This window comes from Campylobacter sp. (assembly GCF_020024835.1).
Lineage (GTDB): Bacteria > Campylobacterota > Campylobacteria > Campylobacterales > Campylobacteraceae > Campylobacter_D.
The window spans coordinates 21,924-35,024 of the sequence record NZ_JAHHTD010000004.1; the positions used below are offsets into that span (position 1 = coordinate 21,924).

General features: G+C 25.9%; 14 protein-coding genes and 2 pseudogenes. 5 read left to right on the plus strand and 11 right to left on the minus strand.

Annotated elements, in window-relative coordinates; all coding sequences use genetic code 11:
- Positions 1-5 precede the first annotated feature (5 nt).
- Genes QZ429_RS01390 through QZ429_RS01400 form a run of 3 tightly spaced genes read left to right on the plus strand, consistent with a single transcriptional unit; the run spans position 6 to position 2,491 of the window.
- Complete coding sequence (locus tag QZ429_RS01390) at positions 6-1,142, plus strand: N-acetyl sugar amidotransferase (protein ID WP_291949925.1); 1,137 nt, start codon at positions 6-8, stop codon at positions 1,140-1,142.
- Entirely contained in the window at positions 1,127-1,741 is a 615-nt protein-coding gene (gene hisH, locus QZ429_RS01395) for an imidazole glycerol phosphate synthase subunit HisH (RefSeq protein WP_291950105.1), read from the plus strand. Before QZ429_RS01390 ends, hisH begins: the two co-directional genes overlap by 16 nt.
- A gap of 6 nt (positions 1,742-1,747) precedes the next feature.
- Positions 1,748-2,491 carry a HisA/HisF-related TIM barrel protein gene (locus QZ429_RS01400; RefSeq protein WP_291949928.1) on the plus strand — a complete coding sequence of 248 codons (744 nt, stop codon included), beginning with the start codon at positions 1,748-1,750 and terminating at the stop codon, positions 2,489-2,491.
- Here QZ429_RS01400 and pseH read toward each other — a convergent pair.
- The 6 genes from pseH to pseF all read right to left on the minus strand — a co-directional run bounded on the left by pseH (position 2,459) and on the right by pseF (position 6,548).
- Positions 2,459-2,932 (minus strand): UDP-4-amino-4,6-dideoxy-N-acetyl-beta-L-altrosamine N-acetyltransferase, encoded by a 474-nt coding sequence (gene pseH, locus QZ429_RS01405; protein ID WP_291949931.1) that lies wholly within the window; start codon positions 2,930-2,932, stop codon positions 2,459-2,461. The two genes, QZ429_RS01400 and pseH, sit on opposite strands and share 33 nt — an antisense overlap.
- Positions 2,910-3,734 carry a UDP-2,4-diacetamido-2,4,6-trideoxy-beta-L-altropyranose hydrolase gene (gene pseG, locus QZ429_RS01410; protein ID WP_291949934.1) on the minus strand — a complete coding sequence of 275 codons (825 nt, stop codon included), beginning with the start codon at positions 3,732-3,734 and terminating at the stop codon, positions 2,910-2,912. Before pseG ends, pseH begins: the two co-directional genes overlap by 23 nt.
- Entirely contained in the window at positions 3,718-4,443 is a 726-nt protein-coding gene (locus QZ429_RS01415) for a WbqC family protein (protein WP_291949937.1), read from the minus strand. The genes pseG and QZ429_RS01415 overlap by 17 nt, the downstream gene beginning before the upstream one ends.
- 62 nt (positions 4,444-4,505) lie before the next feature.
- Positions 4,506-5,180, minus strand: a complete 675-nt coding sequence (locus QZ429_RS01420; protein ID WP_291949949.1) for a class I SAM-dependent methyltransferase — start codon at positions 5,178-5,180, stop codon at positions 4,506-4,508.
- A 1-nt stretch (position 5,181) separates the two neighbouring features.
- The gene (locus tag QZ429_RS01425) at positions 5,182-5,856 is read right to left on the minus strand and encodes a class I SAM-dependent methyltransferase (RefSeq protein WP_291949952.1); all 675 of its coding nucleotides are present in this window, start codon (positions 5,854-5,856) and stop codon (positions 5,182-5,184) included.
- A complete protein-coding gene (pseF, locus tag QZ429_RS01430; protein WP_291949955.1) occupies positions 5,847-6,548 on the minus strand; it encodes a pseudaminic acid cytidylyltransferase in 702 nt (233 codons plus the stop codon). The genes QZ429_RS01425 and pseF overlap by 10 nt, the downstream gene beginning before the upstream one ends.
- Positions 6,549-6,609: 61 nt before the next feature.
- Between pseF and QZ429_RS01435 the strand changes: the two are divergent.
- Together QZ429_RS01435 and QZ429_RS01440 are read left to right on the plus strand one after the other, a co-directional pair.
- Positions 6,610-7,861, plus strand: a pseudogene (locus QZ429_RS01435) (DUF2920 family protein).
- Positions 7,848-9,065: a DUF2920 family protein gene (locus QZ429_RS01440; protein ID WP_291949958.1), complete on the plus strand. Its 1,218-nt coding sequence runs from the start codon at positions 7,848-7,850 to the stop codon at positions 9,063-9,065. Before QZ429_RS01435 ends, QZ429_RS01440 begins: the two are co-directional and overlap by 14 nt.
- Positions 9,066-9,083: 18 nt before the next feature.
- Here QZ429_RS01440 and QZ429_RS01445 read toward each other — a convergent pair whose 3' ends face one another.
- From QZ429_RS01445 to QZ429_RS01465, 5 genes and pseudogenes are all read right to left on the minus strand, one after another.
- Positions 9,084-9,302 carry an acyl carrier protein gene (locus tag QZ429_RS01445; protein WP_291949961.1) on the minus strand — a complete coding sequence of 73 codons (219 nt, stop codon included), beginning with the start codon at positions 9,300-9,302 and terminating at the stop codon, positions 9,084-9,086.
- Positions 9,299-10,348 (minus strand): beta-ketoacyl-ACP synthase III, encoded by a 1,050-nt coding sequence (locus QZ429_RS01450; protein ID WP_291949964.1) that lies wholly within the window; start codon positions 10,346-10,348, stop codon positions 9,299-9,301. The genes QZ429_RS01445 and QZ429_RS01450 overlap by 4 nt, the downstream gene beginning before the upstream one ends.
- Positions 10,332-11,849, minus strand: a complete 1,518-nt coding sequence (locus tag QZ429_RS01455; protein WP_291949968.1) for an HAD-IIIC family phosphatase — start codon at positions 11,847-11,849, stop codon at positions 10,332-10,334. Before QZ429_RS01455 ends, QZ429_RS01450 begins: the two co-directional genes overlap by 17 nt.
- A pseudogene (locus tag QZ429_RS01460) lies at positions 11,846-12,254 on the minus strand (VOC family protein). The gene QZ429_RS01455 and the pseudogene QZ429_RS01460 overlap by 4 nt, the downstream one beginning before the upstream one ends.
- The gene (locus QZ429_RS01465; RefSeq protein ID WP_291950108.1) at positions 12,251-13,093 is read right to left on the minus strand and encodes a class I SAM-dependent methyltransferase; all 843 of its coding nucleotides are present in this window, start codon (positions 13,091-13,093) and stop codon (positions 12,251-12,253) included. The pseudogene QZ429_RS01460 and the gene QZ429_RS01465 overlap by 4 nt, the downstream one beginning before the upstream one ends.
- Positions 13,094-13,101 lie beyond the last annotated feature (8 nt).

Consider the following 13,101-nt stretch of genomic DNA (forward strand, 5'->3'; position numbering starts at 1 on the left):
AGATTATGAAATTTTGTAAAAAATGTGTGATGCCAGATACTAAACCTGATTTACATTTTGATGAGAATGGAGTATGTGATGCTTGTAATTCTCAAATTGATAAGAATGAAAATATAAATTGGCAAGCTAGAAAAAAAGAATTTTTAGAGCTTATTAAAAAATATAAAAAACATTCAGTGTATGATTGTGTGATAGGAGTTAGTGGAGGAAAAGATTCTACTTTTCAAGTTTTAAAATGCTTAGAATTAGGTCTTAATCCGCTTTGTGTTTGTTTTGAACCTAGTATTCCTACAAAAATAGGTAAAAAAAATTTAGCCAATCTTAATAATTTAGGTGTAGATTTAATACACATTAAGCGTAATCCAAAAATTTATAAAAAACTAGCCAAAGAAGCTTTTATAAGAACAGGAGACAATGAGTGGCAAAATCATTTAGGTATTTTTACTAGTGTGCCAAGAATTGCTATAAATTTTAATATACCTTTGATTATCTGGGGAGAAAGTCCTCAAGTAGAATATGGTGGTCCTGCTAGTTCAAAAGATAAAAATACTTTAGGAAGAGAATGGCTTGAGGAATTTGGCGGCTTATTGGGCAATCGTATTAGTGATATGATAGGTGTTGATGGTATTAGTGAGAAAGATTTGTATTTTTACACTTATCCAAGTGATGAGGATTTACAAAGAGTCGGTGTTACAGGATTGTTTTTAGGATATTATTTTAAGTGGGATTATAAGAATAATCTTAAAATTTCTAAAGAAAATGGCTTTTTAACTACAAATAAACCTGTTGAAACTACTTATGAAAATTTTGAAAATTTAGATTGTTACTCAAATCATTTACACGATTATTTAAAATACTGCAAGTATGGTTTTGGAAGAGCTACTGATAATGCGTGCTTAGATATAAGACTTGGTTATATAGATCGCGAAGAAGGCGTGCGTTTGGTTCAAAAATATGATGGAAAACCTCCAAAAAAAGCTATAAAAAAATATTTGAAATTTAGTGGATTTTCTGAAAAAGAATTTGAAAAAATAGTAGATAGTTTTACAAATAGAAAAATTTTTAAGCGAGATGAAAATGGAAATTTTCTAAAAGATAGTGATGGATCATTGATTAAAAATGAAGAATATATTTTAAAATGATTTGTATTGTTGATTATCAATTAGGAAATTTAAGATCTATATTTAAAGCTTTTGAGGCTATTGGTCAAAAAGTTATTATTAGTCAAAGTGAAAAAGATATTAAAAGTGCTTCAAAATTAATTTTACCTGGAGTTGGTTCTTTTTATCAAGGAATGCAAAATTTATATGCTTTAAATTTATTTGATCTTTTAAAATATGAAGTTTTAAATAAAAAAAAGCCTATTTTAGGGATTTGCTTAGGAATGCAATTATTTTGTAAATATGGCTATGAAGGTGGAGGTTGCGAGGGTCTTGACTTTGTTAATGCTGAAGTTTTGCAATTTAGTTTAAAAAAAGAGAAATTGCTTCATAGTGGTTGGGATAATGTTAGTTATGTAAAAGAAAGTGCTTTATTTAGAGATATTAAAGAACATAGTGATTTTTATTTTTTACATTCTTATTATGTTAAATGTGATGAAAATATAGAAAGTTCTTTTTGCAATTATGAAATTAATTTTTGTGCTTCTTTTGAAAAAGATAATATTTTTGCAACACAATTTCATCCTGAAAAAAGTCAAAAAATTGGTCTAAAATTATTAGAAAATTTTGTAAATTTGTAGGTTGATATGCTTAAAACTAGAATAATACCTTGTGTTTTGTTAAAAAATGGGCAATTAGTAAAAAGTATAAAATTTGATTCTTTTAGAACAATAGGTCATATAGTTACTACTGCTAGAATTTATAATGCTCGAAATGTAGATGAGCTTATTGTGCTAGATATTGAAGCTTCAAAAAATGCTAATATAGACTTAGATAGTTTAGAAGATATTGCAAATGAGTGTTTTATGCCTCTTACTATTGGTGGAGGTATTAAAAAAATAGATGATATTAAAAAAATTTTAAATATTGGTGCTGATAAAATTAGTATCAATTCTATAGCTTTGCAAAATCCACATTTTATAAAAGAAGCTGCAAATACTTTTGGAAGCTCTTGTATAGTTTGTTCTATAGATGTTAAAAAAGATAAAAATAATTTTAAAGTTTTTAATGAAAAAATGCTTGATATAAATCCTTTAGAGCTTGCTTTAAAATACGAAAATTTAGGTGCTGGTGAGATATTATTAACTAGCATTGATAAAGAAGGTATTAATGAAGGTTATGATTTAGAACTTTTAAAACTTTTCAAAAATAAACTTAAAATTCCACTTATAATTAATGGCGGACTTAGCAAACCAAGTGATGGGATTGAAGCGATTAATCAAGGTGCTAATGCATTAGCTGGTTCTTATATATTTCATTTTAGTCAATATACCCCAAATGATATTAAAAATGAACTTTTAAGAAATGATATTCCAGTTAGGATTGTCTAATTTTATAAAATAAAATTCACTATTTTCATCATAAATATAAAAATTGTGTTTTGTGTATAAATTTAAAGCTTTTGTATTATTTTTAAAAACATATGCTTTTAAAATTTGCACCTTTAAAACATTAAAAGCATATGTTTTAACTTCATTCATTAAGATATCACCTACATTTTTTTTAATACCATAAAGACCAAAATCGCAAGTTTGCGGAGTAATATGTGTAAAATCAATCACTCCTATAGCCTCATTATCATCATAAACTAGAAAATATTTTTTAGTTAAATCATTTTTTAAATTTGACAAAAAATTTAAATGTTCATTAAAATCAATATGAGAATTTTTCATAAATTTTGCTATTTGTTTTTTGTTTCTGTATTGTAAAATAAGATTTTTTTCAAAGTCATTTAAGTCGATAAAGTTTTTAAGCTTTAAATTCAACTTCATATCCTTTTTGAGCTAACCAAGTAGCCATTTTTTTTTGATTTTTAACATAAGCAATAGCTTTAAAATTTGCTTTTAAAACCAATGCCTCATTAATCAATGAACTAGCGCTTATAATGAGTTTTTTGCTTTGATTCATCAATTTTGCTAAATTTGGATTATCTATTGTTAGTTTTATGTTTTGATTTTCTGTGCAAAATTTTTCTAATTTTTTTAGATGTTTGTTAGCACTTGTTGTAGTAATGATAATTTGCTTATTTTTTGGCAAAGAAAGAGCTATGCTTAAAGATAAATTTTTACCATCAACTCCGCCCATACAAATTAGAAAATCATAAATTTTTTCTCGTTTTATTTTAGCTTCTTCATAAAATTCATCTCGAATTAAAGCATAGGAAAAACCACATTTTACCTCACAATGTTTAGGAACTAAATCTTTATAATCACTTGTTTTTGCATAAGGATTTACATTAAGTAAAATATCGCAATGATGCTCTTTAAGCTCATCATCAAAACTTAAAATTTTAATACCAGTTTCTAATTTTATAAATTTTTCATCCTCATAAGTGATATCATAATGATCAATCACCAAAAGATCAAATTTTTCTTTTTTTATGAGATTAGTAAGCTCATAAATACTAGCACTACTTAATTCATAAACAGGATAAGGAATGTCATCTATCAAAGATCCTTCTAATGCTAAACACGCAAAAGAAACATCTTCGTATTGTTTGGCTAATATAAGATCTCTTTTTATATGACCATGTCCTATTTTATTGGAGCTATCACTTCTAAATAAAACTTTCACTCATTTCCTTGTTTGATTTTATAATTTCTTTAAATTTCAAAGCAGCATTTTCTTCATTAACAATAAAATCAAAAATACCCAAGTAAGGTAGAAAATTTTTACCTATTTGTTTATATGTAGGATGTGTAAAATCTAAGTATTTTATGTCAATATTTGCTTGTTTGAATATAGTTTTGGCATATTCTTTTTCTAAATAGTCTTTTGATCCTTCAGGTGATAAATAATTATTTGCATTTAGTTGCTTGCAAATTTCAAGCAGTAAATCCTCTCTTTTTTTATCATTAATATTTAAATTTGAAGCTTTTAAAAGAGGTGTTTTTATATCTAAATTTTGACAAAAAAAATCTATCAAGGATATATTAAAATCTACTAATTTGTCGCATTGATTTAATTGATTTTTTAAAAAATCAAAACAAATATCAAAATTAATGCTTTTTGAATACGAATGATAAAAAGTATCTAAAAATTTATTTTTCCATCTAAGTTCTTTATTTATATATATTTGATTTAAAAGAGTATCTTGAGATGCTTTTTGTGTATTGATATTGATTAAATGATAGTTATTGTTTAATTTGATTTTATTTCTACTTTGCCAAGATCTTCTTTCAAATTGAACATTATCTAAAAATACAAATTTATCCACACTTGCTATCATATAAATATAGCCCATCCAAGGATTAAAAGTTGGTTGCATAATAGCTATTTGCATTTATTATTTTTTGAGGAGTATGTGCATACCCCCCCCCCAATTTGTTTTATCTTTGTATATTTTCATTTAATTTTCCCATAAATTACTATATCGCTATCATTAACTAAAAGTTCTTTTTCTCCCATTATATTGGTGCTTTCGTATGTTAATACTTTAAAATCATATAAATTTAAATTTTCTTTTAAAATTTCTACTAGTTCGTATTCTTGATATAAAGTATTTATACAGCCTAGCTCTCCTGTGGTGTTATCACTAGTGATTTTAAAACAATTATGTTCTATTTGTTCTCCAAATCCATATCTAAAATCTTTTATACTTCTTGTCCTTAAAAAAAATAAAGCATTCTCTTTATACATATTGTATTCTTTAGATATTTTTAAAAGCTTTATAAAATCATCTCTTTTTAGATAATTAATAACATTTGGTATTAAAAAAATATCTGCATTGATATCTGGATTTTTTATAGGGAATTCTAAAATATTATCATTAAAAAAACGATATTTGCTACTTTTTATAACTTCTTTGAAATTATAATTTGCATTATCAATATTTTCTTTATTTAGATCAACACCTATACATTCATAATCATAATTTGCAAATAAAGAAAGATTGTTGCCATTAGAACAAGCAAATTCTAAAACTTTTTGATCTGTTTTATTGTGCAAGCCTTGCTTGAAGAAAAACTTTATGATAGCATTATCAGGAAATTTAAGCCCTTTTAAATTTTTAATATACATTTTACTCCTTTATTTTTCCATAAATTATTATATCACTATCTTTTATATATACTTTATTTTTTATATTGATATTTTCACTTGTAATTACTTCAAAATCATATAAATCCAAATTTTCTTTTAAAATCTCTACAAGCTCATATTCGCAATAAGCAGTGCAAAGGCAATTTTTTTCACCACTAAATTCATCTATTTCTAAGATAAAACTACCATTATCAAGCTTTTTACCCAAACCATAGCGATGATCTCTCACACTTCTTGCTCTTAAGAAAAAATGATTATACCCCCCCCCATAAAGCTTATTTGTCCTTGCATTATAAAGCAAAGTTTTAAAATCATCTTTGCTTATATAATTTATAACATTTGGTATTAAAAAAATATCAGCTTTTATATCTTTGTATTTTTTTGCAAAATTTCTCATTTCTTCATTGTAAAATTTAAATTTATCGTATTTTAATACTTCTTTGAAATTATAATTTGCATTATCAAAATTTTTTTTATCAAGCTCAACGCCTATACACTCATAATTATAGTTTGCAAATAAAGAAAGATTGTTGCCATTATGAGAAGCAAATTCTAAAACTTTTAAATTTTTTAAAGTATCGAGTTTATTTTTAAAAAACCATCTCACAAGCTCCATATCAGGGTATTTAAAACCTTTTATTTGACTTATAAACATTTTTTTCCTTGTTTAAATTGATATAAAAATTTAGCAAATTCTAAATCTTCGTATGTATCTATATCGCAAACTTGATTTTTTTGAAGTAAAAAAACTTTAGAATGAGGCTTAAACATAAAATCTTCTTTTAACCAAGCATTTTTTTTACCAAAATAAAAAGCACCTGCATCGTGATAAGCTTTGATTAAATCTTGACTTCTTGTGTGGTAAAATTTTTCATCAAACATATAGACTTTGTCTTTATTGTCCGTATAAAAAGCTCTTTGCACTGGATAATTAAATTCACAAGCTGAAAATAAAAATTCACAATCTTCATCAATAAATTTATCATAAGCTTGTTTTAAAATATTTTTATCTATCAATGGAGCAGTTGCATATAAACAGCATACATTATCATAGCTATATCCTAATATTTCAAGCTGAGTAATGGCATCTTTAATCACAGCAGTGGAGCTAGCATAATCATCGCTTAATTTAGCATCTCTAATAAAAGGTGCTTTTGCTCCGATATTTTTTGCTATTTTAATAATCTCATCATCATCGCTTGAAATGATAACATCATCAAAAATTTTAGATTTTAAAGCACTTTCTATGCTATAAGCTATCAAAGGTTTTCCTAAAAAATCAACAATATTTTTTCTAAGAATACGTTTTGAGCCACCGCGAGCAGGTATGATACATATATTTTTCATAATTAAATTCTTTATTTTTTAAAAATAAGTATAATGTAGCATAAATTTTAAAAGGCTTAAAATGCTTATAGATAAAACTTATTTTATAGACTCTTGTGATGATGTAGAGCTTGGTATAAAAAGAGAAAGCAAGCTTGAATTTAGATTAAGTTATGATGATAGCAAAGAAATAAAAGCTATAGTTTGTATCATACCTGGATTAGGCGGGGATATACATAATGCTATTTTTGGCTTTGATATGAAGTATTTTGCAATGCACTATGATGTTGCAGTTTTAAGTGTGAATTATCATTGCATAGGAAATCGTCCTCAAATAGGAGCTAAATTTTATTTAGATGATATAGATAAACTTATATTAGATGCAAGCTTAAAGGCTATAAATTTAAATATACCTTATGATATACAAAGCTTAAATACTTTTGAGGATTTTTTTCCAGTAATGAAATATATTAGCAATGAAATAGAAAAATTTAAGTTAAATTGGGAATTAGAGCAAAATTATCGTTTAGATTTAAGTATGAGTTTGCAACCTACTAAAAATGAGTATCAAAATTACGGCATAATGCAAGTAATTGATATACTAAATGCTCTTTTATATGTAAAGAAAAATTTACCTTTTGAAGTTACGGGGGGGGGGGATTAAGAGTATTATGGTAGGCTCTTCTTATGGTGGATATTTGGCAAGTTTGTGTGCAAAAATTTCTCCTTGGAATGTTGATTGGGTGATAGACAATTCTTCGCACGCAACGCTTGAAAAGCTTTGGTATACTATAGGCTTTGGAAAAGAGATTGATTATACTAAGCATTTTTGTTTTGCGACAAACATATTCTTTGAAAATATTATAATTTATGCTTTTGAAAAAACGCATTGGACTTCAAATAAACAATCTCCTAGGTATTTTTCACCAGCTAGGAAATTTATAAGAGAAATTTTTAATAAAAATCATCTAAAAACGCAAAGTTTATATCCTAAGCCTAAATATATTTTTTATAATTCTGATTTTGATCAATATATTCCTTTGCAAGATAAAGAGCAAATGTATGATTATTTAAAAGATTTAGAATTTGAAGTTAAGATGATTAAAATCACAAGCAAGGAGCAAGTTGATGGCAAATTCATTAAAAATTTAGAACACGGAATGGGAATTCCTACGAAATTGCTTGTTAAAAAACATTTAGCAGATATCTTAAAAGAAAAAACTAAAGATAAAATTTGTAAAAAAGAAATTTCTTATCAAAGTGATGATTTAATTTATACTTTCAAAGAAAAAGATGACAAAATACTTTTAAAGGTAGAATATGCTCATAGATAAAACTTATTTTATAGACTCTTGTGATGATGTAGAGCTTGGTATAAAAAGAGAAAGTAAGCTTGAATACAGAATTACTTATGATGATAGTAAAAAAATGGAAGCTATAGTGTTTGTGATTCCAGGATATGGAGCAAATGCGAATATACATTTTTTAGATAGCTATAGGAAATTTATAGCTAAAAAATTTAATGTCATAGCTATAAATGTGTTTTATCATTGTTTTTGCCAAAGAAAAAGTGATGTGCAAAGATATAGTGCCCAAACTACGTTTATAGAAGAGGACTTGCCAAATTTAGAAAAAGTTTTAAAAGAATTTGACATTGATACGTGTGGTCTTAATATTTATTCTGCTTGGGATTATTATCATCTTTTAAATGAAACTATTAGCGATTTAAAAGAAAAAAATCTTTTAGAGCAAGATTATCAAGCACATTTTAGTGGAACCTTTGTCCCGCCAAATAATGAGTATCAAAATTTTGGCATAATGGCAGCAATTGATCATATAAATGCTTTAAAAGATATCTTAAATAATTACCCTCAATTTAAAAATTTACCTAAAATCTACGGGGGGGGGTCTTATGGAGGTTATTTAGCTTTGATGTGTGCAAAAATAGCTCCTTGGTATGTCGATGGAGTGATAGATAATTCAGGTTCTGCATTGCCACCATTACATTACATAGTGGGTAGGGATTTAAATAAAGGAGACGCCATTTTAAATACTGATGAATTAAATAGTAGAGTTTATTGCTATGTGGAAACTTATTGGACTAGGAAAAATCCAAATTCTCCTTATTATTTTGCAGATGAAAATTATCTAATAAGAGCTTTATTAAATCAAACTCATTTAATATTACAAGCTCAAAAAAGTAAAGATATAGTTTATATAAGCTATCACGGCTTAGAGGATACTCTTACTCCAACTGATTATAAAATTCAAATAATACAAATACTAAAAGCACTAGGCTATGAAGTAGATTTTCATCTAATAGAAGAAAAAGACATAGATGGTAAATTTATCAAAGATTTAAAACACGGATGTGGGATACCTGATAAAGCATTGTTTAACAAAGAATTACCAAAAATGTTAGAAAAATTAAAAGATAAAGAATTTAGCATAAGAGAAGATAGCATTTCTTACCCTTGTAATGATAAAGTTTTTACTTTCAAAGATAAGGGCGATAAATTTATTTTAGAACTTTTGTAATTTAAGATCTTAAAGATCTTAAATTTTTGCTAAAGTTAAAAGATCGCTTACTTTTTCACATTGTTTTAAAGCTTGAGCGTCAATTTGTATATTTAAAGTATTTTTAAAAAATACCATAATAGAAACAAAAGCAAGACTATCCCACTCATCAATATCATCTAAAATCATATCTTCTTTTAAAGCTTCGTCCATATGCATAACATCAGCTAATTCTTTTAGCAATTCTTCTTTAGTCATTTTTTCTCCTTAATAATGGTTTTTAGATTTTCATCAAATTCTATATAAGCACTTCCCCACGCAAGTCCAGCACCAAAAGCACTTAATATAGCATTGAAATTGCTATTTTGCATATCGCAAATTAAAGCAGGTAAAGAGCAAGCACTTAAATTTGCGTATTTTTGCATTAAGGTATTGGGCACTTTTTTCGCTTCTAATTGCAAATCAAAAATTAAATTTTCAATTAAAAATTTATTTGATTGATGAAACAAAAAATACTCAATATCTTCTTTATCTTTAGCACAAAATTCAAGCATTTCTTTCACGCTTTGAGCTTCTTTTGCTAAAGCAAGGTTAAAAATTTCAGCTCCATCCATATAGAGATTTTCTAAATTTCTATATGGATTTATTTCAAAAATTTCTTTATTTTGAGTTTTATTTTTGTCTAGTTTTGCAAAAGCACGATTTGGTATGATAAGTTTATCAAAGCCACTTCCATCAGAATGAAGATGAAAAAAAGATTTACTTTCTTTTTTTGTTATCAAGCTAGCACTTACTCCATCTCCAAAAATAGGTGCTAAATTTGCATTTAGAGGATTTATAGTTTTGCTTAGAGTATCCCCGCAAATTAATAAAATATTTTTAGCACTTTCATTTTCTATAAAAGAATATGCTAAAAATAACCCATACAAATACCCAGCACAAGCTTGATTTACATCAAAAGCTATGGTGTTTGTGTTTAAATTTAATCTTTTGTGTAGATAGTTAGCACAAGAGGGCATAAAAAAATCAGGTGTTTGAGTAACAAAAATTAACATATCAAGTTTGTTTTTGTCAAAATTTAAAATTTCAAATAAATTTATACTTGCTTCATATCCTAAATCGCTTGTGCTAGTATTTTCATCGGCTATAAATCTTTTTTGTATGCCTGAAATTTTTTTCATTCTTTTTAGAGTTTTTTCATCATTTAAAAACACATTTTCTAAACAATCATCTATATCTACACAATGATGTGGCAAGCAAACGCTAATTCCGCAAATGTGTGCTTTATTAAAATGTGCTTTCAATTTCTAAACCTTCATAAGATATTTTTTCATCGAAAATGATAGCAAAATTTGATTTTATTTTTGCATTTAAACTTTGTAAAAACTCCATAAAAGGTAAATTTCTTTCACCTTGTTTATAGTAAAGTAGAGTTTGTTTTGTGTTTAATTTTTCTTTTAACAAAGCTATGCTTTTATAAAGCATTATTTTTTCTAATTTTCTACCAAGAGCCCTACAACTTATGCAAAAATCTAAAATTAGCAATGTTTCATTTTCTTTTTTAGCGACCATTATGGCGATGATACCGCTATCGCTTAATTTATCATTCATTTGTATGCTAAGTATGAAATTTTCTTTTGCAAAATTCTCACATTCGGCTAGATTCATTCTTGAGTAATTGGCTATAAATTGATTTGTTTTATTTAAAAGCTCGCAACATCTTTGTAAATTTTCATTGATATCAAATTTTAATTTTATTTTTAAATTTAAAAAATATTCTTTTTGGTCAAGTTTTGCAAGATTTTTTCTTTCAGCATTTGCTTTTATATCAGCACTTCTTAGTTTATCTTCTTCGTTTATTTTTGCTTTAAATAAACCTGGATAAAGCTTTAATGCAAAAGAGCTTTCATCATTTGCTAAAAGTGTTTTAACGCCTAAGTATTTTACATTTTCGATTTCTGCTATATTATCGTCTATAAATAAAACGCTATCAAAACCTATATTAAAAAAATCTACAATTTCTTTAATATTTTCATCTTTGCTTTTCCAATTTGCTTTTACACAGGCAAAATCATCTAAATTTAGACAAAAATCTTTTCTTTTTTGAAATAATTTTCTCACATCTTCTTCGTTGTTTTTAGAAGCTAAAGCAAGTAAGAATCCTTGATTTTTTAATCTTTTAAGTTCATTTTGCAAATTTATATGGTTTGAATTTAATTTTAAATTATCAATTCCATCTTCTCCTAAAATTCCATCGTATAAGGTATTATCAAGATCTACTATAATAGCTTTTAAATTCGGTTTTATTAAGCTAGGGATTATGCAAAGACCTAAAATTTGAGCTAATCTTATAAAAGCCTTATTGCTAAGCCTACTTGCACTTAATTCGAAATTTCTTTCATCTAAAAGTTCATTTTGTTTTAAAAGTAAAATCTCACTTAAATCGTATTCTTTAAGCTTTGTATCACCTAATAAAAGAGTGATTATAGGTGCTTTGCTTAAATTTTTTAATTCTTTAATTTTTTCTTCTAAGATATTATCGATATTGTTTTTATAGTTATTTAAATCTATAAATATGATATTTATATCAGCATTTTGATGACTATTAAAACTCAAGCTATCATCATAAGGGCTTAAATTAAAATTTGCTCTTAAATTGCTAAAAGCTAAAAAAGCATTAATGATACTTTCACAAGGCTCAAAAGAATGATTTCTAAATACATCTACACAGATACTTTTATAAGAATTTTCTTTGCTTAATTTTACAAGATCGTTTCTTTTTAAATTTGATGCAAAAATATTCATTTTAATTCTACCAATTCGATTAATAAATTATTATTCATCATAATAAAGCAAATTTTAGCAAAATAACTAGCTTGTATTATATCAACTATCACAACCCCCCCCCCCAGTGGATAATATGCTTAAATCTTTTTGTATATTTTTACTTTCATAAGCTATGTGATACATTTTGATTTTGTTTTTTAAATAATTATCTAAGATATTTGTATTTTCTAAATTTGATAAAAGTTCAAAACGATATTGCGGAAAAGTATTATTACTAGGAATTATAAATTCGCCCATTACTCCTTGCGTTTGATCTACAAATTTTGCTTCTAATTTAAATCCTAATTTTTCAAAAATCTTTCTTTCTTTTTCAATATTTTTGCAAGCTACGCCTATGTGGTGTATTGGTAAATTTAATTTCATTTAGTTAATACCACTGCCATAGTGATGGCATTTTTGAATTTTAAAGCTTTTTCTAAAGAATAATCATTTGCCATAAAATATTCATAGTGTTTTATTTTTAAATCAGCTTTTTTTACCATATCAAAAACTTCATCATAATGAGAAAACAAATAAATATGATCAATTGCCGGTGCATTAATAGGTATAGTAGCAAAGATTTCTCCATTTTCATTTAATAATTCTTTAGATCTTTGCAAAAATACCAAAGGATTTTCTACGTGTTCTAAAACCTCTCCTATGACTATCAAATCTGCTTTTTTGTTAAAATCAAATTGAAAAAAATCTTTACATAAGAATTCACATTTTTTTATAAGGTCATTTACTTGATTTTCTACCATATTTTTTGTTAATTCACAACTTGTTGGCGATAAATCTAAACCCAAATAATATTGAAATTTTAAAGATTTAAGAGCTCTTACAAAAAATTCCCCGTGTCCTGGACCTATTTCAAAATAATTACCATTTAAATTAGTGGAATTTATATAATTTTGAAAATATTTTCTAACTTTAATATGTGCTATCCATATATAAGAGGATAAGGCAAGCCCTATCATATATTTTTTCATATATTTTTCATTAAAATATATTTTATTTTTTACTTCATCAAATTTATTGTATCTGTAGTGTCCATACTCTATAAAAAATTTTGTTTCTTCTAAAGTGTCATTTAGTATTGTTAAATAACACTCGCAAAGTTCATTTAAACTAATATTATTTTGTAAATAATATGTTATTAGATTGTTAAATTCTATTTCGTCTTCTTTTGAAAATACGACTTTATTTAGATATTTTAAGTGCATTGGATTTT